Origin of the sequence: Actinomycetospora lemnae (assembly GCF_028737315.1) — a bacterium.
Taxonomy (GTDB): domain Bacteria; phylum Actinomycetota; class Actinomycetes; order Mycobacteriales; family Pseudonocardiaceae; genus Actinomycetospora; species Actinomycetospora lemnae.
This window is the reverse complement of record NZ_JAQZAO010000002.1, coordinates 558,504-583,042: the sequence shown is the minus strand read 5'-3', so window position 1 is coordinate 583,042 and position 24,539 is coordinate 558,504. Positions and strand designations below refer to the sequence as shown.

Here is a 24,539-nt window from a genome sequence, read left to right as displayed (position 1 = left end):
GTGCATGTATGGTCGGCGCCGTGGGTCACGGACACGGTCACGGCGGCGCCGCCGACGACCGCCGGCGCCTCGGCCTCGCGCTCGCCGTCACCGCCCTGGTGGCGGTGGTGGGTGCGGTCGGCGCGGTGGTCACGGGCTCGCTCGCCCTGCTCGCCGACCTCGGCCACGTCGGCACCGACGTCGTCGCGCTCGCGACGGCGGTGATCGCCGCCGGCCTCGCCACGCGGCCCCCGTCCCGACGGCGCACCTTCGGGCTGGGGCGCGCCGAGGTGCTCGGCGCCGCGCTCAACGCCGTCCTGCTGCTCGGGGTGACGGTGTGGGTCGCCGTCGAGGCCGTCGAACGGATCGCCACGCCCACCGAGGTGCCCGGCGCCGGGCTGCTCCTCTACGGCCTCGTGGGTCTCGTCGGCAACCTCGTCTCGCTCGCGGTGCTGCAGCGTGGCGGGGGCGGGATGAACGTGCGCGGGGCCGCGCTGCACGTGCTCGGCGACGCCCTGGGCTCGGTCGCGGTGCTCGCGGCCGCGGTGGTCACGCTGACCACCGGCTGGGTCTACGCCGACACCGTCGCCTCGCTGGTCATCGTCGCGATCCTCCTGCCGCGCACCGTCGGGCTGCTGCGCGAGACCGGGCACGTCCTGCTCGAGGGCACCCCGGCGGGCATCGACGTCGACGACGTCCACGCCGCGCTCCTCGACGTCGAGGGCGTCGCGGAGGTCCACGACCTGCACGTCTGGTCGATCAACGACCGCAGCCCCGCCGTCTCCGCGCACCTCGTGATCTCCGACGAGGGCTGCGCCACCGCCGACTGCGGCGAGCACGGCGTCCTCGACCGCGCGTCGACCCTGCTGCGCGACCGCTTCGGCCTGCACCACAGCACCCTGCAGATCGAGGCCCTCGAGCACGCCGACCACGAGGAGGCCTGCTCGCCGCTGCCCGCCGTCGAGGGCGTCAGACGGCCGTGACGAAGGCCCGGCGGTGCTCCGAGGGCGTGCGTCCGTAGACCTCGAGGAACGCCGTCCGCATCGTCTCGGTGGAGCGGAAGCCGCAGCGTGCGGCCACGCGCGCGAGCGGGACTTCCGTGGTGGTCGCGAGGTGGGCGGCGGCCTCGGTGCGCGCGCGGCGGACGTGCTCGGCGGGCGTGCGCCCGAGGTGGGCGCGGAACAGGCGCGTGAGGTGCCGCTCGCTGACGCCCGCGCGGGCGGCGAGCGCGGCGGCGCCGAGGTCGCCGTCGAGGTGCCCGGCGACGTGGTCGACCACCCCGCGCACGACGTCGTCGGCGGGGACCGGGGCGGCGACGTGCACGCTCATCTGGGCCTGGGTGCCGGGACGTTGCAGGTAGGTGACGAGCGCCCGGGCGACCTGGCGGGCCAGGGCCGGCCCGTGGTCCTCGTGGACGAAGGACAGGGCGAGGTCCAGCGCGCTGGTGACACCGGCCGAGGTGGCGATCTTCCCGTCCCGCACGAAGATCGGGTCGGGGTCGACGTGGACCGCGGGGTGCGCGCGGGCGAGCTCGGGGGCGAACCACCAGTGCGTCGTGGCCCGGCGCCCGTCGAGCAGGCCGGCCGCGGCCAGGATGCTCGCCCCGGTGCACACCGACGCGACCCGCCGGGCGTCGCGCGCGAGGCGCCGGACGTGGGCGAGGAGCACCGGGTCGGCCGCCGCCCGGGGGCTGCCGAGGCCGCCGACCACGACGAGCGTGTCCACCGGGCCCGTGTACTGCTCGAGCGCCCCGTGCGCCTCCAGGCGCAGGCCGGGCCGGCAGGTGATCGCGTGCCCGCCGGGGGTCAGGAGCGTGACGGCGTAGGGCGGGTCGGCGCCGAGGTCGTTGGCCGTCGAGAACGTGGAGCTCACGCAGGCGACGTCGAGCAGCTCGGCGTCCTCGTAGCCCACGATGACCGTCGCGCCCACGGCCGGGAGCCTAGCGCCGAGTGTGTCCCGTCGGACCCCTTCCGCAGGATTCCGGACACGACCTCGTCGATACCCCCGAGGGGTATCGGTGCCCGGCCATGCTCCTCGGCCATGACGACCCACGACACCGCACCCGGCACCACCCACGTCCGCCGGTCCCTGCTCCGGGCGCTCGCGCGGCGCTGGCCGATCGCCGCGGGCCTGCTCGCGGCCGGCGCGAGCCTCCTGACCGGTCCCAACGGTGCCGCTGACCTCTCCCTGATCGTCGTCATCGCCGCGTCCTGCTACGTCGCCGCCGCGGCCTTCGCGCGCCCGGCGATGGCGTGGTGGTGGGTGGCGGTGGCCACCGCGCTGGTGGTGGCGTCCAAGGTGCTCGACGTCTCGCCGCTGCTCGTGAACGCGGTGGCGGGCAGCGCGCTGGTGGTCGTCGGGGTCGTGCTCGGCGTCGCCCGCCCGGCGCTCGCGCGGCAGACGGCGGGGTTCGTGGGCTACGGCCTGGTGGCCCTCCTGGCGCTGGTGCTCCCGCCCGGCCCCGGTCTCGCGCTCGCCGCGCTGACGCTCATGGCGCACGGGGCGTGGGACCTGTGGCACCTGCGGCGCCACCGCGACGAGGTCCCGCCGGCGCTCGCCGAGGCCTGCGTCGCGCTCGACGTGCCCGCCGGCCTGGCGGTGCTGGTCCTGGCGTTCCTGGTGTGAGTGGTTCCATGGTCGGCGTGACGGTCACGCACACGGTGGTGGAGAGCCCCCTCGGCCCGCTCACCCTGCGCGCGGACGACGGCGTGCTCTCCGGCCTCTTCATGACCGAGCACCGGCACGGGCCCGCCGCCGACGCCCTCGGCGACGGCGACGACGACGGGCTGCCCGCCGCCCGCGAGCAGCTCGCCGCGTACTTCGCCGGCGAGCTCACCGCCTTCGACCTCGACCTGCACGTGCACGGCACCCCGTTCCAGCAGCGGGTGTGGGCGGCGCTGCGGGAGATCCCGTACGGCGCGACCGTGACCTACGGCGAGCTCGCCGCGACGATCGGGCAGTCGACGGCCGTCCGCGCCGTGGGCCTCGCCAACGGCCGCAACCCGGTCAGCATCGTCGTGCCCTGCCACCGCGTCGTCGGGGCGAGCGGCTCGCTCACCGGCTACGGCGGCGGCGTCGAGCGCAAGCGGGCGCTGCTCGACCTCGAGTCCGGCGCGCCGGTCGGCCTGTCGCTCGACGCCTGACGCGCCGACTGACCGTCAGCGACCGTCGCCCGTGCCCGCCTGCGCGGCGCGCTGGGCGGCGGCCTCGCCGTCGGGGTCGAACCATGGGTGGCCGGCCGGGGCTCCGGAGCCGGTCCCGGCCGCCGCGCCCGACCCGGTCGGCGCCGGCGCGCCGTTGCCCGGCCCCGCGCCGGAGCCGGTGCCGGTCGTGCCGGTCGTGGCGGTCGTGGCGGTCGTGGCGGTCGTGGCGGTCGTGGCCGGCTCGTCGAGCTCGTCGGCCGCGTCGGTCTCATCGAGCTCGTCGGCACCGTGGATGTCGTCGGCACCGTCGATGTCGTCGGCGTCCGCCGCCGGCTCCTCATCGACATCCTCGCCGACGACCACGGTCTCGGTGTCGCCATCATCCGCTGCCGAGGCTTCGGGAACCGAAGCGTTCGCCGGCGTCGAGGTGTCCGAGCCGGCGTCGCCGACGGCAGATGCTCCGGGCACCGACGAGGTCGCCGCGATCGAGCCCGTCTCGCCGGCGAGGTCGTCCTCGTCGTCCGCGGGCTCCGCGTCGGGGTCCGGGTCGGGGTCCCTGACGGCGGATGCTCCGGAAACCGAAGCATCAGGCGCGACCGGGGCGCCCGCCACGCCCTCGAGGTAGCCCGGGTACTCGGTGGTCGCGGGGTCGTCGTCCTCGGCCCCCTCGTCGGGGTCGCGGGTCTCGTCGGTCGACCCCGCGGGTCCGGTGCCGTCGGCCTCGGCGGCGACGTCGGTCTCAGCAGCGACGTCAATCTCGTTGGGGCCCTCGGGCAGCTCGTCGCCCGCGTCCTCGGGCCTGTCCTCGGGCACCGGCTCCTCGTCGCGCGGGCCGACGGTCGGGACGGGCGCGGCGAAGGGTGGCGGACCGGCCGGGCCGCGACCGGGCGGCGGGCCGACGGGTCCCGGCCGCGAGATCGACGGCAGGGGCGAGCTGCCGGGCCCACCCGCGGAGGTGCCGGGCCCACCCGTCGGGGCGCCGGGCCGGCCGGCGCCGGACGTGGGCAGGGGACCGGTCGGCGGCGCGAGGTCGGGCGGGGCGCCGGGGGTCGTGGTCGCCGCCGCACCGAGACCCACCCCGGCACCGGCGGCCCCCGCAGCGGCGCCGACCGGCAGCAGGACCGTGCCGGCGTCGGCGACCACCTGGTCGCCGCGGTCGTCGAGCAGGGCGTGGCGGCCGGTCGGGGTGCGGTCCTCGGGCGCCGGCGGCAGGCGGCGGAAGAGCGCGATGAGCAGCAGCGTCCAGGACACGACCTGCAGCAGGATCAGCACGAGCCCGAGGGCGCTGGCGACCGGCAGGAGGGTCTGGTCGGACAGCCCGAAGACGTGCAGCGAGGTCTCGGCCACGAGGAACGTCGAGATCAGCGTGACGACGAGCTGCACCGCGAGCCCGGCGATGGCCGGTGTCGCCACCGCGGGGATCGTCCGACGGCGGAGCACGGCCACCACGAGCCCCACGAGGACGGGGATCCCGACGGGGAGCAAGGCGGCGGCGATGCGGGCGCCCGAGTCGAGCATGGCGACGAACCTAACGGAACGGGACCGAACGACCGAGGAGCGACCTCACCGATGCGGGTCGGCAGTGGCGCAGCGTCACCGGGCACACGCGGTGCGTGGTCAGGACGCCGAGCCGGGCGCCCCGGCGCGTGCCGCTGCCGCGCAGGTCGTAGCGCAGCAGGACCGGGCCGAGCGTGCCCGCCCGGTCCACCCAGAACGTGAAGCGCGCCGGGCGGGGCGCGCGGCCGCGCGTGCTCGCGGCGGTCATGTCCGCCAGCATGGGCGTTCGTGGACAGGGAGACGACCGGCGGACAGGGCAACGTCACCGCCTCCCGTGCTGCTCCGGACGCCGACGCCGAGCGGGTCCGGACGGTCCTCGCGGAGGCCGACGCCGTCGACGGGTTCTTCGCGATCTCCACGCGCGTCGAGGAGTCCGCCGACCCCTCGTGGCGCCCGCTGGCCGAGCTCCTGGCGGTGCCCGACGAGGGGCCCGACCCGGTGGGGGAGCGCCTCGACCAGGTCGCCGCCGGGCTCGGCGCCGACCGGCGGGTCGCGGCGTCGCTGCTGGCGCAGTCGCTGGCGTCGCGGTCGGTGTCGGTGCTGCTCGCGACGGCCGCGGCCGGCGTGCTGCCCGACCTCTCGCCGGCGACCGTGCTCCACGCCCGTCCGTGGCCGGGCGGGCCGGTGCCGCTGTGGGTCGACCCCGAGCGGCTCACCGGCGTCGAGCTCGGCCCGCCCGACGACCCCGCAGCGGCGGCACTGCTCGCGCGCGCCCTCGCCGAGGAGCACGTCGCCCCGCTCGTCGCGGGCATCCGGGCGCGGGCGTCGGTGTCGGCGCGGGTGCTGTGGGGCAACGCGGCGGGGGCGCTCGGCGGGGCCGTGCGGGTCCTGGGCGGGGCGCGCCCCGACCGCCACGCCGCGGCGCTCGCCCTGGCCCGCGGGGTGCTCGCCCAGGAGCCGTTCGCCGGGCTCGGGGGCTTCGTGGCCGACCCCGGCCACCCCAGCGGCCTCGGGTTCCGCCGCACCACGTGCTGCCTGTACTACCGCGTGCCCGGCGGCGGGATGTGCGGCGACTGCGTGCTGCAGGGCAGAGAGCAGGTCGGGTAGCGGGTCTACAGCGGCGGCCACACCACGAGCAGGCGACCGGCCCCGAGCAGCGAGAACACCCCGACCAGCAGGAACAGGGCCACCCAGATACCGGCCGGGACGCCGGTGAGGCGCTCGAGCTGGTCGGCGTCGGAGTCGGGCGCGCGGCGCCGGGAGCGCTTGCGCTGCACCTCGAGCACCGTGCGCAGGCCGCCGACGATGAGGAACCACGTCACGAAGCACGCGAACCCGTACTGCACGTTCGCCGAGCCGTAGGCCGCGACGACGACGAACACCGCGCCGGTGAGCACCACCGAGAACACGCCGTAGGCGTTGCGGATGAGGATCAGGGTCGCGAGCAGCAGGATCACGGCGATCACGAGCATCGCGGCGATCTCGTCGGCGGCCACGAGCGCCGCCGCGCCGACCCCGAGCAGCGGCGGCGTCGCGTAGCCGGCGGCGGCCGTCGCGACCATGCCGGGGCCGTCGCGCCGCCCCCGCGACACGGTCACGCCGGACGTGTCGGAGTGCAGCAGGATCTTGGTCAGGGTCCGCCCCGAGCAGATGGCGACCAGGGCGTGCCCGCCCTCGTGCGCGATCGTCACGACGTTGCGCGCCAGCCGCCACGAGCCGTGCACGCCGACGACGAGCAGGGCGACGAGACCACCGAGGATCACCAGGGTGGCCTGGGTCTGCCCGAGGCTGAGCTGGTCGAGACCGTCGAAGGGCAGCTCGAGGGCGGTCGCGGGGCCGGTCGTCACGATGGGTGCACGGTAGCGGCGACCGCCGACGATCACGGGTCCGCCTCCTCGCCCTGTCACCGCCCCCGGACCTCGTCACCTCCCGGTGAGGCGGTCATGCTGGCGGCGTGACGGAGACCGTGGGGCCGACCGACGTCCGCATGGGCACCGCCCGGGGCCGGTGGATCCTGCTGACGACGGTGCTCGGGTCCGGGCTCGCGATGCTCGACTCGACGGTGGTCAACATCGCCCTGGAGCGCATCGGGTCCGAGTTCGACGCGAGCTTCGCGGCGCTGCAGTGGACGGTGAACGGCTACACGCTCACGCTCGCCGGCCTCATCCTGCTGGGCGGCTCGCTGGGCGACCGGTTCGGCCGCCGCAAGATCTTCGTCATCGGGGTCGTGTGGTTCGCGGTGGCCTCGGCGCTGTGCGGGCTCGCGCCGTCGATCGAGTTCCTCGTCGCGGGGCGCGCGCTGCAGGGCGTCGGCGGTGCGCTGCTGACCCCGGGCAGCCTCGCGCTGATCTCGGCGTCGTTCCACGGCGAGGACCGCGCGGCGGCGATCGGGGCGTGGTCGGGCCTGGGCGGCGTGGCGGGGGCGGTCGGCCCGTTCCTCGGCGGCTGGCTCGTCGAGTGGACCTGGCGCGCGGTGTTCCTCATCAACCTGCCGCTGGCCGCGGTCGTCGTGGCGGTCGCGCTGCGCCACGTCCCCGAGTCGCGCGACCCGCAGGCCGTCCCGCACCTCGACGTCCCCGGCACCGTCCTCGCGGTCGCGGGTCTCGGCGCCCTGACCTGGGCGCTGACGGCCGCAGGAGAGGGCGGTTCCCCGGTGTCGGCGATCGTCGGCGGCGTCCTCGGGGTGGTCGCGCTGATCGGGTTCGTGCTGGTCGAGCGCCGGTCGCGGGCGCCGCTCGTGCCCGGCGAGCTCTTCGCCAACCCGCGCTTCACCGGCACGAACATCATCACGCTGCTCGTCTACGGGGCGCTGGGCGTGAACTTCCTGCTCGTGGTGCTCCAGCTGCAGGTCGTGGCCGGGTTCAGCCCGCTCGCGGCCGGGACGGCGACGCTGCCGATCACCGTGATCATGCTCGCGCTCTCGGCGCGGTCCGGTCGTCTCGCCCAGCGGATCGGCCCGCGCTGGCCGATGACGATCGGGCTCCTGCTCGCGGCCGCCGGCATGCTGTGGCTGCGCGGCATCGGGCCCGACACGTCGTACCTGACCGACGTCCTGCCCGCCGTGGTGCTCTTCGGGCTGGGGCTCGCGGGCACCGTCGCCCCGCTCACCGCGACCGTCCTCGACGCCGCCGACGACCGCCACGTCGGCATCGCGTCGGGGGTCAACAACGCCATCGCCCGCGCGGCGGGCCTGCTCGCCGTCGCGCTGATCCCCGCCGTGGCCGGCATCTCGGGCCAGGACTACACCGACCCGCCCGCCTTCGCGGAGGGCTTCGCGAACGCCATGGCGATCGCCGCGGGGCTGCTCGTCGCCGGCGCCGTGCTCTCGGCGGTGCTGCTGCGTCCCGGGCGCACCGCCGAGCCGCCCCCCACCCGCTTCCGCACCGAGGACTGCCCGCACTGCGGCATCACCGCGCCGCAGCAGTACCCCCGCGACTAGTCCCGCGACCGACCCCGGACCGCCGCCACCACCTCGTCGGCGTCGTCCTCGGTGTTGTGCAGGTGGAACCCGAGCCGGGCCGCCCCGCCACGCACCGCGCAGCGCACGCCCGCGCGACCGAGCCGGTCGGGGGCGTCGGGGTGGCGCACCGACACGATCGCCGACTCGGCGGGTGGCAGGTCGAGGCCCACCCGGACGCGGTTGGCCAGGCCGACGGAGTGGTCGCGCACGGCCTCGGCGTCGAGCGAGGCGATCCACGGCAGGGCCACGGCCGCGCCGACCTGGGCGAGCCAGACGGGGGAGAGGTCGAAGCGGCGGGCGTCGGGGTGCAGGCGCAGCGGCAGCCCGTAGATCGCGTCCCAGCCGCCCGCGTACCAGCCGGACTGGACGGGTGCGATCCGCTCGGCGAGGCGGTCCGAGAGCGCCATCCACGCCGCGCCGCGGGGCGAGAGCAGCCACTTGTACCCGCCGGCGACGACGACGTCGGCCCACGAGAGGTCGGCGGGCAGCCAGCCCAGCGACTGCGTCGCGTCGAGGACGACGAGCGTGTCGGGGCCGACCTCGGCGCGCAGGGCGTCGAGGTCCACCACCGCCCCGTCGGCCGACGCCACGACGCTGACCGCGACGACGTCGGCCGCCCGGGTGCGCTCGGGCAGCTCGTCGAGGGGCAGCTCGACCACCTCGTGGCCTGCCGAGACGAACGGGAACGTGACGCTGGTGAACTCGCGGTCGGCGGTGAGCACCCGGGCGCCCGGCGGCAGCGACGCGGCGACGAGCCCGAGCAGCCCCGAGACCGCGGTGCCCAGCACCACCGACGACGCCGGCACGCCCACGAGCTGCGCGAACGCCGCCCGTGCCGTCGCGACCGGCGCGTCGAACTGCGGCGCCGAGGTCTCCGCCCGCCCCCAGGCCGTGACCGCCTCGGTCACCGCGGCGACCACCGGCTGCGGCGGCAGCCCGATGGACGGGGTGTTGAGGTAGACGCCGTCCACGTCGAAGGTCGTGCCGAACGCATCACGCACGATCTTCAGATTAGGCGTCGGTGGCGGGGGTGCGCGACGGCGTGCCTCCTCGAGGGGGGAACCGCCGGAGGCGCATCGCCACCCCCGGGGGTACGCGTGTCACACCGACACGGTGGTTCCGGGCGGGTGGTCGTCGATCACGCGGAGCGAAGTGGTGTGATGCTTCCGTGACCTCCCACCGGCCGCCGCGGTCGGGGCCGGACGGACCACCGGGACATCCCCGTCCACCCGGCTCCGGCGGGCCCGTCGCCGCGCCACCGCGCCACCGCAGCGGCCACGGTGGCCACGGCGCGCCCGCGGACCCGTGGGCGGACGCACCCGGCGGCGCCGGTGTCGCCGTGCTCGCACCGCCGCCGCCCGTCCGGCGGCACCCCGTCCCGACGGCCCACGCGACGCACGTGGCGCCGCCGCCGCGACGCCGCCCGGGTGCCCCCGACGCGGGACCGGGCGTGCGTCCGGGCGGGCACCCGCCCGCGGGACGTCACGGCGCACCCGAGCCGCGGCCCGGCACCGGCCACCCGGTGCCCGTCCCGGCCCCCGACCGCGCGGGTCCGCGCCACGGCGGCCGCCACGCCGGGGGCACGGTCACCGCGCCGCCGCCCGTCGGCGTCGACCCCAGCCCGTCCGGACGTCACGGACGCCCGGAGACCGCCCTAGCCACCGCCGCCGCCACCGCCGCCGCGCCCGCCGCAGCACCCGCCCGCCCCGCCCCGGCCCGCGCGGCGACGGCACGCGCCGCCGACCCCGTGCCCCGGGAGGCCCCGCGCCGTCGGACCGCGACCGGCACCGCGCCGGGGCTGCCCGTCCCCCTCACCCCCCGCCGCGCCGACGAGGCGCGCCGGAGCGGGCGCGCCGACACCGCCGACCGCGCCGTCACCGGCGGGCACCGCGCAACGGGCGGCCCGCGTCCGCGCACCGGCACGACACGCACCACCACGGCCACCGCGGCCTCCGGGGCGGCCACCGCGGCGGCCACCGGGGCGGCCACCGGGGCCGCCCCCCGGCGCCGCGGTCTGTCCCGCGGGCTGGGCGCCGCGATGGTCGGCGCCCTCGCCGCGGGCACGGTGATCACCCTGGACACGGTCTCGACCGGCACCGCCGACCCGCTGGCCTCGGCCGACCGCCTCCTGGCCGAGCTGCCCGGCGGCGACGAGCCCGTCGAGTCGGTCGGGCCCGCCACCGCCCCGGACGCGCCGCGGGTCGACCTCGCCGCCGCCGTCGCCGCGGGCGAGGAGGCGGGTGCGCAGAACGGCGCGACGGTCGGCGTCGCCGCCATCGACACCGCGACCGGGGAGCTCGCCCCCGGCTCCGGCGGCGACCAGCGCTTCGACACCGCCTCGCTGGCCAAGCTCTTCGTCGTCGTCGACATGCTCCAGCGCCAGCGGGACGGCGAGGTGACCCTCGGTGCGCGCGACCTGCGCCTCGTGCGCGCGGCGCTGAGCTCCAGCAGCGACCCGGCGATGAACGCCCTGTGGTCCCAGTACGACGGGCCGGGCGCGATCACCCGCGTGTCGGAGGCGATCGGCCTCGAGGACACCACCCCGCCCGAGGACACGTCGCAGTGGGGCGAGGTGCAGACCTCGGCGCGCGACATGGCGAAGCTGCTGCGGCACATCCAGGTCGAGCTGCCGCCGCCCGACCGCGACCTGGTGCTCGGCTCGATGGGCCAGGCCGTGCGGATCGCCGGCGACGGCTTCGACCAGGCCTTCGGGTTCCTCGACGGCCGCACCCCGGTCAAGCAGGGCTGGATGTGCTGCATCGCCGGGCGCGCCGAGGTGCACTCGGCGGGCGTCGTCGACGGGCGCTACATGGTCGCGGTGCTCACCAGCCAGCCCCCGGGGTACGACCAGGCCCGCCAGGTCGTCAACGCCGCGGCGGGGGCCGTGCGCGCGCGGCTCGGACCGGTGCCCGACGCCCGGTAGCCTCGGAGCACACCCGGCGCGAGGAGGGTCATGCACGGCTACGCGGACCACAAGGACGACCACCTGCGGCGGTTGCGCCGGATCGAGGGCCAGGTCCGCGGCATCGCCCGCATGATCGAGGACGACAAGTACTGCATCGACGTCCTCACCCAGGTCTCCGCGGCGACGCGGGCGCTGCAGAACGTCGCGCTCGGCCTGCTGGAGGAGCACATGAACGGCTGCGTCGTCGACGCCGCGAAGGCGAGCGACGAGCAGGCGGCCGAGAAGGTCCAGGAGGCCTCCGCGGCCATCGCCCGCCTCGTCCGGTCCTGATCAGGCGCGGGCGGGCGCCGTGCCCTCGACGCGGGCCCGCAGCTCGGCCGCGAGGGCCTCGACGCCCCCGAACCGCCGGTCGACGACGAGCTGGGTCACGACCGCCAGGAGCACGGACGGCCACTCGATCAGCCCGACGATCCCGGCGCCGAGGTAGAGCCCGTAGAGCACCAGGCTCGACGTCTCCGGGGTGTGGGCCCGGACCCAGAGCTTCACGGCCTCCTCGTCCCCGCGGTCGAGCGCGGCCAGGAGGTCCGGTGCGTCCCCGGGCTCCGGCGCGGTCTCCGAGGGCAGCGGGGGCGTGCGGGTCGGCGACCCGTCCGGCACGGCGGCGAGGTGGGCGCGGGTGGCGGGCAGGGCGGTGGTGCCGTCGGCCATGGGGTGTCCTCCGGGGGTCGGCGGGGTGAACACGTGCTGTCGGGCAGGCGTACCCACCCTAGGCGGCCGAGGGACGCCGGATCTCCGCGAAACGGTCAGCCGGGGAACAGCGGGTCGAGCGCGCGCCGGCGCTCGGCGCGGTCGAGGCCGCGCAGGTCGGCGACCCCGTGCTCGGTGACGACGACGTCGACGTCGTGGGCGCCCGTGGTCACCGGACGGGAGAGCCGCTCGACGCGGGTGGAGCGCCCACGGTGCTGCGACGCCAGCGCCACGACCGACAGCCCGCGGGGCGAGCGCGCCGCCGCGGCGGCGTAGTCGGGGTGCCCGCCGATGCCGCCGACCAGCGCGTCCGCGGTGCCCTCGACGTTGACCTGACCGTCGAGGTCGATCTCCACCGCGGTGTTGACGGCCACGAGCGGCGGGTCGGCGGACAGCCGGCTCAGGTCGTGGGTGTGCTCGATGCGGTGCAGCACCGGACGCCCGGCGCGCCCGCGGACGTCGGCCCAGCCGTAGAGCGCGGCGGTGCCGACGAGGTAGGTGGCGACGGGGTCGCCGATCAGCAGCCCGGCCTCGTCGAGGGCGACGACCCCGTCGCCGAGCAGCCCCGAGTCGGTGCGCACCCGCACCCCGGCCGCCCGCACCCCGTCGACGACGGCCGCGCCGAGCTGCCCGGGGCCCCACTGCAGGCGCACCCCGTCGGTGAGCAGGCCCGCGACGTGCCGCCCGATCGCGGCGTGCTCGGCGCTGGGCTCGCCCGAGGGGACGACGTGTGGGCCGTCGTCGACCTCGCCGAGCACGAAGACCTGCGCGTCGGGCAGGGGCGGCCCGGACGCGGCCCGCGGCAGCCCCCGGTCGAGCACGACGGCGAGCGGGACGCCCAGGTCGATCACCGCGCGGACCCAGCCGACCTCGGCGCCGAGGACCGGGCCCACCGGCCCGGGCGCCGCGGCCACCACGAGGACGTCGGGGCGCAGCGGACCCGCGACCAGCGCGGGCACCGCCGACAGGCGCGCCGGCACCGCGCGCACGTGACCGGCGTCGACGGCCCGGCGCAGGCCCCAGCCGGGCATGACCGTGCGGGCGTCGGCGAAGGCCTCGAGGTCGAGCCCGTCGGGCGCGCCGGGCAGCCAGCCGGTGACCAGGCGCAGGTCGCCGCGCTCGCGGGCGAGCTCGGAGAGCAGCGGGTACGCCGCGCGCGGGCTGCCCGTGCCGTCGGCCAGCGCGATGCGCGCGCCGGGCCGCACGAGCCCCGCGAGGATGCTCCCGTCGAGCGTCATGATCTCCGATCCAAGCAGGGTGGGCCGCGCACGTGGAGCGAGGGTCACCCTGGCTGCGTGGCACGCGGCGAGGAGTTTCTCGCTCCACCACGCGGGCCGGCTCAGCCGCGGGCGGCCGACCCGAGCAGGCCCCGGGCGATGATCACCTGCTGGATCTGGCTCGTGCCCTCGTAGATCCGGAACAGGCGGGCGTCGCGGTAGAAGCGCTCCACCGGCACGCCGCGCATGTAGCCCGAGCCACCGTGCACCTGCACCGCCCGGTCCGCGATGCGCCCGACCGCCTCCGAGCAGAAGTACTTCGCCGTCGACGGGCCCATCGTGGTGTCCGAGCCGTCGTCGTAGGCCCGCGCGGCCTCGCGGACCAGCGCGCGCCCGGCGTGCCAGTCGGTGACCGAGTCGGCCACGAGGCCCTGTACGAGCTGGTAGGCAGCGATCTTGTGCCCGCCCTGCTCGCGCTCGGTGGCGAACAGGCGCATCTCCTCGACCAGGCGCGCGGACATCCCCGTGCACAGCGCCGCGATGTGCAGGCGCCCGTGCGCGAGGCAGCGCATCGCGGTGACGAAGCCGCGGTGCAGGCCACCTCCCCCCTCCTCATGGTCTCCGCCGACCAGGTGCGACGCCGGCACCCGGACGTCGTCGAGGTAGACCTCGCAGGTCCACGAGCCGCGCTGGCCCATCTTCGCGTCGTGCTCGGAGAACGAGACCCCGGCCGCCGACGTGGGCACGAGGAACGTGGAGATGCCCTTGGCCGGCGCGACCGTGTCGTCGCCCGGCCCACCCCGAGTGCGCGCGAAGACCATGAGCACGTCGGCCAGCGGGGCGTTGGTGATCCAGCGCTTCGCCCCGGTGATCACGAACTCGTCACCGTCCCGGACGGCGCGCGTCGTCAGCGACGACGGGTCGGAGCCGGCGTCGGGCTCGGTGAGCGCGAACGACGCCACGACCTCGCCGGTCGCCAGCCGCGGCAGCCACTCGGCCTTCTGCTCCGCGGTGCCGCCGGTGAGCAGCACCTGGCCCGCGATGCCGTTGTTGGTGCCGAACATCGAGCGCAGCGACGGGGTCGTCCAGCCGAGCTCCATGGCGAGCTCGACCTCCTCGGCCATCGACAGCCCGATGCCCCCGTACTCCTCGGGGATGGCGAAGCCGTAGAGCCCCATGGCCTTGCACTGCTCGCGCAGCTTCTCCGGGACCTCGTCGGCCGCCTCGATCTCGTCCTCGCGCGGCACCACCTGCTCGCGGACGAACTCGCGGACCGAGGTCAGGACGTCGGCGAAGTCGGAGGCCTCCATGGCGGACACCGTGTCACGTCGCGCCGGGCTGCGCCGTCCTCCCGGTACCACGTCACGAGAGGAGTCCCCCGATGGCCCGCATCCCCCTCGTCGGCGACCGCGAGGCCGGCGTCCTCGGCCGCCTGGCCTACGCGTTCGCCCGCCGCCGCTTCGGCGACGTCCCCGAGCCCTTCGCCGCCCTGCGCCACCACCCGGGCCTGTTCTGGACCGCGGCGGTGGCCGAGTCGCTCACCGAGAAGGTCGCGACGGTCCTGCCGGCCCGCCTGCGCGAGCTCGCCGTGTACCGCACGGCGACGCAGGTGGGCTGCGCCTGGTGCGTCGACTTCGGCGAGATGCTCTGGATCCGCGAGGGCCTCGACGCCGACCACCTGCGGCGCGCCGCGGCCGACGGCGCGCCCGACGACCCGGGCTTCGACGCCGACGAGCGCGCCGTCCTCGCCTACGCCGACGCCGTGACGGCCCAGCCGCCGACCGTCACCGACGCCCAGGTCGCCGACCTCGACGCCCGGCTGGGCCACGCGGGCCTGGTCGAGCTGACCCACCTCGTGGCCGTCGAGAACCAGCGCGCCCGGGAGAACGCCGCCCTCGGCCTGCGCGCCCAGGGGTTCGCGGCGTCGTGCGAGGTGCCCGTCAGGCCCGGAGCTTCTCGGGGGTCATGACGACGTGCACCCCGACCGCCCGGCCGTCGGCGACGGTGAGGACCCCGACCATCGGCGGCCCCACCTGGTCCGGGGCGGGCAGCAGCATCCCCACCTCGCCGTTCACCGTCACCGGGCGGACGGCCGCGAGCAGCTCCGGCCCGGTCTCCTGGGCGAGCGCGACGAGAAGCCGCGCGATCCGGTCGGCCCCGCGGACCACCCGGCGGGCGGCCTTGACGATCCCGCCGCCGTCCGTGCGCAGCTCGGCGTCGGGGTGCAGGACGGCGACCGGCGCCGGCACGTCGCCCGCGGCGAGCGCCGCGAGGAACGCGTCGAGCACCCGGCGCTGCTCGGGTGCGGGGACCGGGTCGGGGAGCCGGCCCGCCGCGGTCGCTGCAGCCACCGAGCGCCGGGCCCGCGAGGCGTGCTGGCGGGCCGTCGTGGTCGTGCAGCCGAGGACCTCGGCGACGTCGTCGAAGCCGACGCCGGCGCCGTCGTGCAGGACGAACGCGACCCGCTGGTCGGGGGTGAGGTGCTCGAGCACGAGCAGGGCGGCCATCCGCACGTCCTGCCGGGCGGCGACGGCGTCGAACACGTCGTCGGGACCCGTGGTCACCAGCGGCTCGGGCAGCCACGGCCCGACGTAGCGCTCGCGGCGGGCGGGGGCCGACCGCACCCGGTCCAGGCACAGCCGCGACACCGTCGTCGCGAGCCACGCCCGGACGTCGCGCACCGCGGCCCGGCCCTCGTCGCCGAGCCGGTCCCAGCGCAGCCAGGCGTCCTGCACCGCGTCCTCGGCGTCGGCGCGCGAGCCCGTCAGCCGGTAGCCGACGGCGAGCAGGTGGGGGCGGTGCTCGGCGAGCGGGTCCGCGGTCACGCCGACGGGTCTACCGCACCCCCCGCATCGCGCGGCGGATCCACGGGCTCAGCGCGAACAGCGCGAGGCCCAGGACGATCGCCGCGGCGCCGGTGATGCCGAAGTAGGCGCCCTCGGTCTCGGGGGAGTAGAAGCCCGCGAGCGTGCCCGCCAGCGCCGAGCCCAGCGAGATCGACAGGTAGAACAGCGCCACCGCGAGGTTGCGGAAGGCGGCGGGCCCGACGCGGGTCGAGAGCGAGAGCCCCACCGGCGAGAGGTTGAGCTCGGCGAGCGCGAACACCAGCAGGATGAGCACGATCGCGAGCACCGGCGTGGTGTTCACGCCGCCGCCGGCCCAGGGCAGGAACAGCAGGAACGCCGCGCCCATCCCGCCGGCGCCGAGGGCGAACTTCACCGGCGTCGACGGGGCCCGGTCGCCGAGCGTGGTCCAGAGCACGGCGAACAGCGGCGCGAGCACGATGACCCAGAACGGCTGGATCGAGTTCACCCAGGCGATGGGCATCTCCCAGCCGAACAGGTCCCGGTCCAACCGCGTGTCGGAGTAGAGCGTCACGACGGTGAACTGCTGCTGGAACAGCGACCAGAACACCACGCTGCCGAGCCACATCGGGATGAACGCCCGCACGCGGCTGCGCTCGTCGTCGTCCACCTCCCGGCTGGTCAGCATGATCGCGAAGATCACGATCGAGATCACGGCGACGACGATCGCGACGCTCGTCGACAGGGTGGCCGCCGACAGGACGCCGGTGGCGAAGCCGACGCCGACGAGCACCACGACGGCGACCGCGACGACGGCCGGGCGCACCCAGGCGCCGGTCGGCAGCGGGTTGGGCACGACGGCCGCGCTGGCGGGCAGGCCGCGCCGGCCGAGCGTGTAGATCGTCAGGCCGAGCGCCATCCCGATGGCGGCGAGCCCGAACGCCCAGTGGAAGCCGGCCAGCTCCTGGGTCAGGCCGGTGAGGAGCGGCCCGACGAGCGCGCCGATGTTGACGCCCATGTAGAAGATCGAGAAGCCGGCGTCGGCGCGCGGGTCGTTGCGGTCGTAGAGCGAGCCGACCACCGTCGTCGCCGAGGTCTTCACCCCGCCGCTGCCCAGGGCGACCAGCACGAGACCGACCGAGACACCGGCGACCCCGGGCAGGACCGCGAGGGCGAGGTGCCCGGCCATGACCGCGATCGCGGAGACGAACAGCGTCCGTTCGGCGCCCAGGAGACGGTCGGCCACCCACGCGCCGACGACGGCCGCGAGGTAGACCAGGCCGCCGTAGGCGCCGATGACGCTCGTCGCGGACGCCTCGGGGAACCCGAGCCCGCCCTCGGTCACGGCGTAGTACAGGTAGTAGGCCATGACGGCCTGCATCCCGTAGAACGAGAAGCGCTCCCACAGCTCGACCGAGAACACGGTGCCCAGGGCCAGGGGATGGCCGAAGAAGCGGCGGTCGGTCGAGCCGGTCGTCGCTGTCGTACCCGGGGGGGTCGTCGTCACGGAGAGCAGGGTGCTCCTCGCGGAGCGCGATCGCCAGCAGCCTCACCGAGATTCGACGCCCGTTCGTGTCGACACCGAGCGAGGAAACGGGCACTCTGCGCCACCACGCGCGGCGCGGTGCCGGGCGGTCGGGAGGTGAGCACCGTGTACGTCCAGAACGACACCCCGCTCGGCGGGTCCCTGGCCCTGAGCTCGCTGGTCGCGGTGCTCCCGCTGCTCACGCTGTTCGTGCTGCTGGGCGGTCTGCGGATGCGCGCGTGGCTCGCGTCGCTGATCGGGCTGGCCGTCGCGCTGGCGGTCGCGATCGTGGCCTACGGCATGCCCGTCGGGCAGGCGCTGCTGGCCGGCGCCGAGGGCGCGGTCTTCGGGTTCTTCCCGATCCTCTGGATCGTCATCAACGCGTTGTGGATCTACCAGATGACGGTGTCGACGGGACACTTCGACGTGCTGCGCCGATCCTTCGGGTCGGTCTCCGACGACCAGCGGGTCCAGGCGGTGATCATCGCCTTCTGCTTCGGCGCGCTGCTCGAGGCGCTCGCCGGCTTCGGCACCCCGGTCGCGATCTGCACCGTGATGCTCATGGCCCTGCGGTTCAGCCCGCTCAAGGCTGCCGTGGTGGCGCTGGTGGCCAACACCGCACCGGTCGCCTTCGGCGCGATCGCCGTGCCGATCACCACGCTCGCCTCGGTGACCGGCCTGCCCGAGGAGGCCCTCGGGGCGATGGTCGGGCGGCAGACCCCGATCCTGGCCCTGTTCGTCCCGTTCGTCCTCGTCGCGCTCGTCGACGGCGCCCGGGGTCTGCGCGAGACGTGGTCGGTGGCGCTCGTCGCCGGGGTCGTCTTCGGCGTCGCGCAGTTCGTGACGTCGAACTACATCTCCCTCGCGCTCACCGACATCGTCGCCGCGCTGCTCGCGGCGGGTGCGGTGGTCCTGCTGGTCCGGGCCCGCCCGCCCCGACGCAGCGCGGTGGTGACGGACGCGTCGGAGGACGCCCGGGAGTCGGTGGGCGTGGCCGGCGGTGGGTCGGCCGGGGGAGGCGGCTCCGGAGGCGGTGCGGCCAGCACCGACGCCCCGGCGGGCTCCGACCACGACGACCACAGCCGGGACACCCGCCGGGACGTCGTCCTCGCCTACGCGCCGTACCTGATCATCATCCTGCTGTTCTCGCTGCAGCAGATCCCCGTGATCGACGACGCCCTGAGCGCCACGACGGTGAAGTTCAACTGGCCCGGGCTCAACGTCCTCACCGAGGCGGGGCGGCCCGTGTCGACGCAGGCGTTCACGTTCAACTGGCTGGAGTCGGCGGGCACGATCCTGCTCATCGCCGGCATCGTCACCGCGCTGGTGCTGCGCGTGCGGCCCGGCGTCGCCGTCGCCGCCTACGGGCGGACGCTCGTGCAGCTGCGCACCGCCATCGTCACGGTCATGGCCGTGCTGGCGCTGGCCTACGTCATGAACACCTCGGGCCAGACGCTGACCCTGGGCGGGCTGCTCGCCGGCACCGGCGGGTTCTTCGCCGTGCTCTCCCCGGTACTGGGCTGGCTGGGCGTCGCCGTGACCGGCTCGGACACCTCGGCCAACTCGCTGTTCGGCTCCCTGCAGGTCACCGCCGCCCGGGGTGCCGGTCTCGACCCGATCCTGCTCGCGGCGGCGAACAGCTCCGGCGGCGTCCTGGGCAAGATGATCTCGCCGCAGAACCTCGCCATCGCCGCCTCGGCGGTGTCCATGAGCGGGCGCGAGGGCGAGATCTTCCGCAAGGTGCTGCTGTGGAGCCTCGTGTTCCTGGCGGGGATGTGCGTGCTGGTACTGCTGCAGTCGACGCCGGTACTGGGCTGGATGGTCGTGCCCGGCTGATCGGGACGGCGGAGCCGGACGAACCGTTCGGCGACTGTTCACCCGAACGGGGATCGCGGACCGGGCGGACCGGGAACCGGGTGGTTTGATCGTCCTGCATGCCGTCGGGACGCGCGGAGGGGTTCATGGATCCGGTCGTCATCGCCGTCATCGTCGCGGTCGCCGTCCTCGTGATCGGGGTCGTGCTGGTCGTCGTGGCGCGCAGCCGCTCGCGGTCGCGCCGCGCTGCGCTGCGCAGTCAGTTCGGCGGCGAGTACGACCGCGTCGTCTCCGAGTACGGCGTCAGGGATGGGGAGCGCGAGCTGCGGGCCCGTCTCAAGCGCCGTCGGGAGCTGGAGATCCGCGAGCTCGACGAGGGCGAGCGCGACCGGTTCGGCAAGGCGTGGGACTCGGCGCAGTCGACCTTCGTCGAGAACCCGTCGACGGGCCTGCGCGACGCCGACCTGCTCGTCCAGCAGGTGATGCGGGAGCGCGGCTACCCCAACGAGCGTTTCGAGGACCGCGCCAAGATGATCTCGGTCGACCACCCCGACCTCGTCGAGCGCTACCGGGCGTCCCACCGCACGGTCACCGACGTCGAGGAGGGCAGCGCGGGCACCGAGGACATGCGCCAGGCGATGGTCGACCAGCGCTACCTGTTCGACGCCCTGCTCGGCGGCGGGGACGCGGCGCGGACCCGACGGATGTGAGCGCCCCGGAGGCCGGGGCCGGGTCGGGCGCCGCGCCGGTCCTGGCGGACCGCTACGAGCTGCGCGGGCTGATCGGCCGCGGCGGGATGGCCGAGGTGCACCGGGCGCTCGACCGGGAGCTCGGGCGCACGGTCGCGGTGAAGCTGCTGCCGGCCGAGTTCCGCGGCGACGCCGAGTACGGCGGGCGCCTGCGCGACGAGGCCCGCGCGGCGGCGGTCATCGACCACCCGCACGTCGTCGCCGTGCACGACGTCGGGTTCGCCGAGGGCGGCGAGGTCTTCGTCGTCATGGAGCTCGTGCGGGGGCGCACCCTGCGCGACGAGCTGCGCGACCGCGGCCGCCTCCCGCCGGACGAGGCGGCGTCGGTGCTGGTGCCGGTGTGCGAGGCGCTCGCCGCCGCCCACGACCGCGGGATCGTGCACCGCGACGTCAACCCGGGCAACGTCATGCGCTGCGAGGACGGCACCGTCAAGCTGATGGACTTCGGCATCGCACAGGTCGCCGACGTCGAGGGCTTCACCGGCACCGGCGTCGTCATGGGCACGGCCGCGTACCTCTCGCCCGAGCAGGTCCGCTGCGAGCCGCTCGACGGGCGCTCGGACGTCTACGCCGTGGGCTGCACGCTCTACGAGCTGCTCACCGGCGAGATCCCGTTCCGCGGCCCGAGCTCGGTCGAGGTGGCCTCGCAGCGCCTGCGCGAGTCACCGGTGCCGCCGCGCGAGCGCGAGCCGGCGATCTCCCCGGACCTCGACGCCGTCGTGCTGCGCGCCCTGGCCCTCGAGCCCGCGATGCGCCACCACGACGCCCGCGAGCTCGCCGACGACCTGCGCCGCTTCGCCGCGCCCGACCCCGTCCGGCGCACCGAGGTGATCACGCGGCCGGCGCCCGACGCCCCGGCCCGGCGTGGCCCGGCGGGCACCCGGCCCCAGGACGTCCCGCACGAGGGGCCCGACCCGGGCGAGAGCGAGCCGTGGTCGGCGGTCCGCCGCCTCGGGATCGCGCTGGTCGTGCTCGCCGTGCTCGTGCTCGTCGGCGCCGGGGCGCTCCTGGCCCTGCGCTGACCGGCGTATCAGCGAAGTGCCGTGGCAGACACTCAACGTCCGTATCGGTACTTCGATCACTCCTCGGCGCGGCTCAGGGCTGGCCGATCCGCCGCAGCGCGAGGCGCCCGTCCGCCGGGCCGGCCTGCTCCCACGCGCCGGAGGTGACGGTCCAGGTCCGCCCGTCGTAGGTGACGCTCTCGAGCGCGAGCCGCTCCGCGTGGGCGACGAGCCACGTCGCGATCGCCCACCCCTCCTCGGCCGGCTGCGCGCCCGACAGCCGCCGCGTGCCCAGCTCCGCGGCGGCGAGCTCGGCGACGGCGCCGCCCGAGGGGTCGGCGGGCGGAGCGGCGGGCAGGTCCGTGCAGGTCCACGACGCCGGCGCCTGCCCGAGCAGCGACACCGCCATGAGGCGCGCCTCGGGCTCGTGGTCGGCGTACGCCTCGGGGAAGCCGCTGCGCTGCACCGTCTGCGCGGCCACGGTGACGTCCATGCCCGCCCAGCCGGGGACCCGCAGGAGCGCGGTGTAGAAGGCGGTCGTGCTGTAGACGGGGTCGAGGATCTCCTCCTCGGAGCCCCAGCCCTGGCTCGGGCGCTGCTGGAACAGGCCGAGGGAATCGCGGTCGCCGCCGCGGAGGTTCGCCAGCCCCGACTCCTGGATGGCGGTGGCCAGGGCGACCGTCACGGCGCGGTCGGGGACACCGAGACGCCGGCCGACCCCGACGATCGTCGCCGCGCTGTCGGCCTGCTCCGTGCTGAGCGTCCACGTGGCGGGCAGGCCGGGGGAGTCGGGCGGCGCGGTGATCGTGCAGCGGGGACGGGCGGCGATGTCGCTGCGGGCGAGCACGACGATCAGGGTGACGAGCAGGGCGAGGACCGCGAGGACGACCGCGACGACCACCGCGAGGCGGGCCGGCGCGCCGATCGGGGAGCTCAGGACGACCCTCCCTGCGACACCTCGGCGCGGTGCTCGGCCACCGACGCGACGACCTCGGTGAGGAAACGGTGGACGACGGCCAGTTCGGCGGGCGTGTAGCCCCCGAGCACGGCGTCGAGGCGGGCGGCGAGCGGCCCGAAGAAGGCGCGCCCGACGTCGGCGCCCGCGGGGTCGTGGTGCAGCGTCACCCGGCGGCGGTCGGCGCCGTCGCGGCGGCGGTGGAGGTGCCCGAGGCGCTCGAGCCGGTCGACCGCGGCGGTCGTCGCCCCCGATGACAGGCCGACCTCCTCGCCGAGCCGCCCCGGCGTCAGCGGGTCGCCGTCGCGCTCGGCGCGCAGGACGGCGAGCAGCGCCGCGGCATCGGTGCGGTGCAGCCCCTGCCCGGCGGCGAAGGCGTGCCCCAGCCGCCCGGCCTCGTCGGCGTAGGCCTGGAGCAGCTCGACCAGGTGCTCGCGCTGCTCCCGGCCACCGTCCGTCACGGGGTGCAGCCTAGCGGCGATCGCTGTACTCTCGACAATCGAGAGGTTCGACGATGGAGGAGTTCCGGGTGACGACGTCGGTGCGGTCGCGGGTGACGGTGGCGGACCGGGTGCGGGCCGGGGCGCTGCTGCTCGGCGCGCTGGTGCAGGTGGTCGCGGGCGGGCTGGGCGGCTCGGGTGCGTTCGGCCTGTCGGTGGGCCAGGTGGCGCAGGAGAACACCACGGTCGTCATGCCGGTGCCCGCGGCGTTCTCGATCTGGGGCGTGATCTACGCGGCGCTGCTGGTGCTCGCTGTGCGCGGCGTGCTGCCCGGCCAGCCCGAGCGCCCGGTGCAGCGGGCCACGGGCTGGTGGCTGGTCGCGTCGGCGGCGCTCAACGCCGGCTGGATCCTCGCCTTCTCTGCGCAGGCGGTCCTGCTCGCGCAGGCGGTCATCGTCGCGCTGCTCGTCGTGCTCGCGGTGGCGCTGGCGCGGCTGACCGCCCACCCCGCGGACGGGGCGGCGGACCGCTGGATGCTCCACGGCCCCGTGGCGCTCTACGCGGGCTGGGTCAGCGTCGCGACCGTGGTCGGCGCGGCCACCACGGGCACGTTCCTCGGCGCGCCGGGCACCGGCGGCGTCGCGACGGTGCTGGGTGCGCTGGTCCTGCTCGTGACCGGGGCGATCGCCGCCGCCGTCGTCGCCCGCACGGCCGGGGCGCTGCCCTACGCGGCGTCGGTGGTCTGGGCGCTCGGGGCGATCGTGGTCATGGGCCCGCCGCTCGCGGTGACCGTCGCGGCGCTCGTGGCCCTGGTCGCCGTCGTGGCCGTGGCGGCCCGGCGCGTGCTCGCCGCGCCGCGGGGTCGGCGGGTGGCGGCGGCCTTCGGGTGACGCGGTCCGCCCTCGCTGCGACGCCCCGCCCCGCGTGGTGAGGGGATCACCGAGCGGAGGAGGGCACGCGGGTGCTGGTGTGGCTGGTGCGCGTGCTGGCGGTGGTGTGGCTGCTCGGGGTGCTCGTCGTCGCGGTCGGCACGTACGCGCCGCGGCTGCCGGTCGTCGGCTTCCTCCGGTCCTTCGTCACCGGGCAGTACCCGCTGCACGCGGCGCTGGCGGCGCTCGCCGGGGTCGGGCTGGGCGTGCTGGCCCGGGTGCTCGGGGCGCGGACCGACGGCGCGGTCGTCGCCGGCGTGGCGCTCGTCGCCGTCGTCGCCCTCGTCGGGGTCCTCGTCACGCAGGCCCGCGCGTCGGACACCCGGATCGACTGGTGGCAGGCGCTGACCGTCACCGGGCAGCCCGACGGCGGACCCGACCGCACCGAGCCCTACGCCGTCGACGAGCTCGGCCGGCCCCTGGTCCTCGACCTCTACCGGCCCACCGGGCCCGGCGCGCACCCGGTGGTGGTCTGGGTGCACCGCGCGCTGCGGGCCGCGGGCGTGCCGGGACGGCTGGTCGAGGTGCCGCACGCCGACCACGTCTTCGACTTCCCCTTCGGCAGCCCGGGCGCCCAGGCGACGCGGCCGCAGGTGGCCGCGTTCCTCGCCGAGCACGTGGGGACCCGCACGCCGTGAGGATCGAGGAGGTCGCCGACGGCGTGCACCTCGTGCGCGGGTCGGCGGTGAACTGGGTGCTCGTCGTCGACGGCGAGGCGGTGACGCTGGTCGACGGCGGCTACCCGGGCGACGCCGCAGCCGTGGAGGCCTCGCTCGCGGCCGTGGGGCGCGCGCCGGGCGACGTGGTCGCCGCCCTGGTCACCCACGCCCACGTCGACCACGTCGGCGGGCTCGCACCGCTGGTCGCGCGCCACGGGATCCCGGTGCTGACCAGCCCGGTCGAGGCACGCCACGCCCGCCGCGAGTTCCTCGAGCAGGCGGGCCCGGCCGACGTCGTCCGGAACGCCTGGCGTCCACGGGTGCTGACGTGGGCGGTGCACGCCGCGCGGCTCGGGGCCCTGCGCCAGGTCGCGCTGTCGGAGGCCCGCGGGATCGCCGGGGGTGCACCGCTCGACCTGCCCGGCCGCCCCGTCCCGGTCGCCACGCCCGGTCACACCAGCGGGCACACCGCCTACCTGCTCCCCGACGCCGGCGTGCTCGTCACCGGCGACGTGCTCGTCACCGGGCACCCCACCAGCCCGCACCACGGACCCCAGCGCCTACCCGCGTTCTTCGACCACGCGCGCGCCCCGCTCGAGCCCCTGGCGGGGCTGGCGGCGGATGTGCTGCTCCCCGGGCACGGACCGGCCTGGCGTGGCACGCCCGCCGAGGCCGTGACGCAGGTCTCCCGACGCGAGGGGTGATCGTGGTGGA

General features: G+C 76.3%; 26 protein-coding genes. 14 read left to right on the top strand and 12 right to left on the bottom strand.

Annotated features, from left to right (window positions below; all coding sequences use genetic code 11):
• Positions 1 to 20: 20 nt before the first annotated feature.
• On the top strand, positions 21 to 962 hold the full coding sequence (locus PGB27_RS06475) for a cation diffusion facilitator family transporter (protein WP_274199517.1): 942 nt from the start codon (positions 21 to 23) through the stop codon (positions 960 to 962).
• Here the strand turns inward: PGB27_RS06475 and PGB27_RS06470 are convergent.
• On the bottom strand, positions 949 to 1,908 hold the full coding sequence (locus tag PGB27_RS06470) for a GlxA family transcriptional regulator (protein ID WP_274199516.1): 960 nt from the start codon (positions 1,906 to 1,908) through the stop codon (positions 949 to 951). The two genes, PGB27_RS06475 and PGB27_RS06470, sit on opposite strands and share 14 nt — an antisense overlap.
• A 111-nt stretch (positions 1,909 to 2,019) precedes the next feature.
• Here PGB27_RS06470 and PGB27_RS06465 point away from each other — a divergent pair, with 111 nt between their 5' ends.
• Positions 2,020 to 2,604: a hypothetical protein gene (locus PGB27_RS06465; protein WP_274199515.1), complete on the top strand. Its 585-nt coding sequence runs from the start codon at positions 2,020 to 2,022 to the stop codon at positions 2,602 to 2,604.
• A 17-nt stretch (positions 2,605 to 2,621) separates the two neighbouring features.
• Complete coding sequence (locus PGB27_RS06460; RefSeq protein WP_274199514.1) at positions 2,622 to 3,122, top strand: methylated-DNA--[protein]-cysteine S-methyltransferase; 501 nt, start codon at positions 2,622 to 2,624, stop codon at positions 3,120 to 3,122.
• A 15-nt stretch (positions 3,123 to 3,137) separates the two neighbouring features.
• Here PGB27_RS06460 and PGB27_RS06455 read toward each other — a convergent pair whose 3' ends face one another.
• Both PGB27_RS06455 and PGB27_RS06450 read right to left on the bottom strand, forming a co-directional pair.
• A complete protein-coding gene (locus PGB27_RS06455; RefSeq protein WP_274199513.1) occupies positions 3,138 to 4,640 on the bottom strand; it encodes a hypothetical protein in 1,503 nt (500 codons plus the stop codon).
• 10 nt (positions 4,641 to 4,650) lie between these two features.
• Positions 4,651 to 4,887 carry a hypothetical protein gene (locus PGB27_RS06450; protein WP_274199512.1) on the bottom strand — a complete coding sequence of 79 codons (237 nt, stop codon included), beginning with the start codon at positions 4,885 to 4,887 and terminating at the stop codon, positions 4,651 to 4,653.
• 20 nt (positions 4,888 to 4,907) lie between these two features.
• On the opposite strand from PGB27_RS06450, the gene PGB27_RS06445 reads away from it, so the two are divergent.
• Entirely contained in the window at positions 4,908 to 5,726 is an 819-nt protein-coding gene (locus PGB27_RS06445) for a (2Fe-2S)-binding protein (RefSeq protein WP_274199511.1), read from the top strand.
• A gap of 5 nt (positions 5,727 to 5,731) precedes the next feature.
• Here PGB27_RS06445 and PGB27_RS06440 read toward each other — a convergent pair whose 3' ends face one another.
• Entirely contained in the window at positions 5,732 to 6,466 is a 735-nt protein-coding gene (locus tag PGB27_RS06440; RefSeq protein ID WP_274199510.1) for a M50 family metallopeptidase, read from the bottom strand.
• Positions 6,467 to 6,606: 140 nt separating this feature from the next.
• Here PGB27_RS06440 and PGB27_RS06435 point away from each other — a divergent pair, with 140 nt between their 5' ends.
• Entirely contained in the window at positions 6,607 to 8,058 is a 1,452-nt protein-coding gene (locus PGB27_RS06435; RefSeq protein WP_408630024.1) for an MFS transporter, read from the top strand.
• On the opposite strand, the gene PGB27_RS06430 is transcribed toward PGB27_RS06435, so the two are convergent.
• Positions 8,055 to 9,080 carry an aminotransferase class V-fold PLP-dependent enzyme gene (locus PGB27_RS06430; RefSeq protein WP_274199508.1) on the bottom strand — a complete coding sequence of 342 codons (1,026 nt, stop codon included), beginning with the start codon at positions 9,078 to 9,080 and terminating at the stop codon, positions 8,055 to 8,057. The genes PGB27_RS06435 and PGB27_RS06430 overlap by 4 nt on opposite strands.
• Before the next feature lie 521 nt (positions 9,081 to 9,601).
• Here PGB27_RS06430 and PGB27_RS06425 point away from each other — a divergent pair.
• Both PGB27_RS06425 and PGB27_RS06420 read left to right on the top strand, forming a co-directional pair.
• Positions 9,602 to 11,002: a serine hydrolase gene (locus PGB27_RS06425; protein WP_274199507.1), complete on the top strand. Its 1,401-nt coding sequence runs from the start codon at positions 9,602 to 9,604 to the stop codon at positions 11,000 to 11,002.
• 30 nt (positions 11,003 to 11,032) lie between these two features.
• The gene (locus PGB27_RS06420) at positions 11,033 to 11,314 is read left to right on the top strand and encodes a metal-sensitive transcriptional regulator (protein WP_274199506.1); all 282 of its coding nucleotides are present in this window, start codon (positions 11,033 to 11,035) and stop codon (positions 11,312 to 11,314) included.
• On the opposite strand, the gene PGB27_RS06415 is transcribed toward PGB27_RS06420, so the two are convergent.
• The 3 genes from PGB27_RS06415 to PGB27_RS06405 all read right to left on the bottom strand — a co-directional run bounded on the left by PGB27_RS06415 (position 11,315) and on the right by PGB27_RS06405 (position 14,258).
• Positions 11,315 to 11,692: a hypothetical protein gene (locus PGB27_RS06415; protein ID WP_274199505.1), complete on the bottom strand. Its 378-nt coding sequence runs from the start codon at positions 11,690 to 11,692 to the stop codon at positions 11,315 to 11,317.
• A gap of 95 nt (positions 11,693 to 11,787) precedes the next feature.
• Positions 11,788 to 12,969, bottom strand: a complete 1,182-nt coding sequence (locus PGB27_RS06410; protein WP_274199504.1) for an acetyl-CoA hydrolase/transferase C-terminal domain-containing protein — start codon at positions 12,967 to 12,969, stop codon at positions 11,788 to 11,790.
• 101 nt (positions 12,970 to 13,070) lie between these two features.
• Entirely contained in the window at positions 13,071 to 14,258 is a 1,188-nt protein-coding gene (locus PGB27_RS06405) for an acyl-CoA dehydrogenase family protein (RefSeq protein ID WP_274199503.1), read from the bottom strand.
• A gap of 71 nt (positions 14,259 to 14,329) precedes the next feature.
• Between PGB27_RS06405 and PGB27_RS06400 the strand changes: the two genes are divergently transcribed.
• Positions 14,330 to 14,917, top strand: a complete 588-nt coding sequence (locus PGB27_RS06400; protein WP_274199502.1) for a carboxymuconolactone decarboxylase family protein — start codon at positions 14,330 to 14,332, stop codon at positions 14,915 to 14,917.
• On the opposite strand, the gene sigJ is transcribed toward PGB27_RS06400, so the two are convergent.
• Together sigJ and PGB27_RS06390 are read right to left on the bottom strand one after the other, a co-directional pair.
• The gene (gene sigJ, locus PGB27_RS06395; RefSeq protein WP_274199501.1) at positions 14,889 to 15,773 is read right to left on the bottom strand and encodes an RNA polymerase sigma factor SigJ; all 885 of its coding nucleotides are present in this window, start codon (positions 15,771 to 15,773) and stop codon (positions 14,889 to 14,891) included. The genes PGB27_RS06400 and sigJ overlap by 29 nt on opposite strands.
• A gap of 10 nt (positions 15,774 to 15,783) precedes the next feature.
• Positions 15,784 to 17,259: a peptide MFS transporter gene (locus PGB27_RS06390; RefSeq protein WP_274199500.1), complete on the bottom strand. Its 1,476-nt coding sequence runs from the start codon at positions 17,257 to 17,259 to the stop codon at positions 15,784 to 15,786.
• A 144-nt stretch (positions 17,260 to 17,403) separates the two neighbouring features.
• On the opposite strand from PGB27_RS06390, the gene PGB27_RS06385 reads away from it, so the two are divergent.
• From PGB27_RS06385 to PGB27_RS06375, 3 genes are all read left to right on the top strand, one after another.
• Positions 17,404 to 19,113, top strand: a complete 1,710-nt coding sequence (locus tag PGB27_RS06385) for an L-lactate permease (RefSeq protein WP_274199499.1) — start codon at positions 17,404 to 17,406, stop codon at positions 19,111 to 19,113.
• Between the two features lie 125 nt (positions 19,114 to 19,238).
• Entirely contained in the window at positions 19,239 to 19,802 is a 564-nt protein-coding gene (locus PGB27_RS06380) for a hypothetical protein (RefSeq protein WP_274199498.1), read from the top strand.
• Positions 19,799 to 20,863, top strand: a complete 1,065-nt coding sequence (locus PGB27_RS06375; RefSeq protein WP_274199497.1) for a protein kinase domain-containing protein — start codon at positions 19,799 to 19,801, stop codon at positions 20,861 to 20,863. Before PGB27_RS06380 ends, PGB27_RS06375 begins: the two co-directional genes overlap by 4 nt.
• 73 nt (positions 20,864 to 20,936) lie before the next feature.
• Here the strand turns inward: PGB27_RS06375 and PGB27_RS06370 are convergent, their stop codons facing one another.
• A complete protein-coding gene (locus PGB27_RS06370) occupies positions 20,937 to 21,743 on the bottom strand; it encodes a hypothetical protein (RefSeq protein WP_274199496.1) in 807 nt (268 codons plus the stop codon).
• Between the two features lie 32 nt (positions 21,744 to 21,775).
• The gene (locus PGB27_RS06365) at positions 21,776 to 22,258 is read right to left on the bottom strand and encodes a MarR family winged helix-turn-helix transcriptional regulator (RefSeq protein ID WP_274199495.1); all 483 of its coding nucleotides are present in this window, start codon (positions 22,256 to 22,258) and stop codon (positions 21,776 to 21,778) included.
• 53 nt (positions 22,259 to 22,311) lie between these two features.
• Here PGB27_RS06365 and PGB27_RS06360 point away from each other — a divergent pair, with 53 nt between their 5' ends.
• The 3 genes from PGB27_RS06360 to PGB27_RS06350 all read left to right on the top strand — a co-directional run bounded on the left by PGB27_RS06360 (position 22,312) and on the right by PGB27_RS06350 (position 24,529).
• A complete protein-coding gene (locus tag PGB27_RS06360) occupies positions 22,312 to 23,127 on the top strand; it encodes a tryptophan-rich sensory protein (RefSeq protein ID WP_274199494.1) in 816 nt (271 codons plus the stop codon).
• A 71-nt stretch (positions 23,128 to 23,198) separates the two neighbouring features.
• Positions 23,199 to 23,804, top strand: coding sequence for an alpha/beta hydrolase family protein (locus PGB27_RS06355; protein WP_274199493.1), 606 nt, complete (start codon positions 23,199 to 23,201; stop codon positions 23,802 to 23,804).
• Positions 23,801 to 24,529, top strand: a complete 729-nt coding sequence (locus tag PGB27_RS06350) for an MBL fold metallo-hydrolase (RefSeq protein WP_274199492.1) — start codon at positions 23,801 to 23,803, stop codon at positions 24,527 to 24,529. Before PGB27_RS06355 ends, PGB27_RS06350 begins: the two co-directional genes overlap by 4 nt.
• The last annotated feature ends 10 nt before the right edge of the window (positions 24,530 to 24,539 follow it).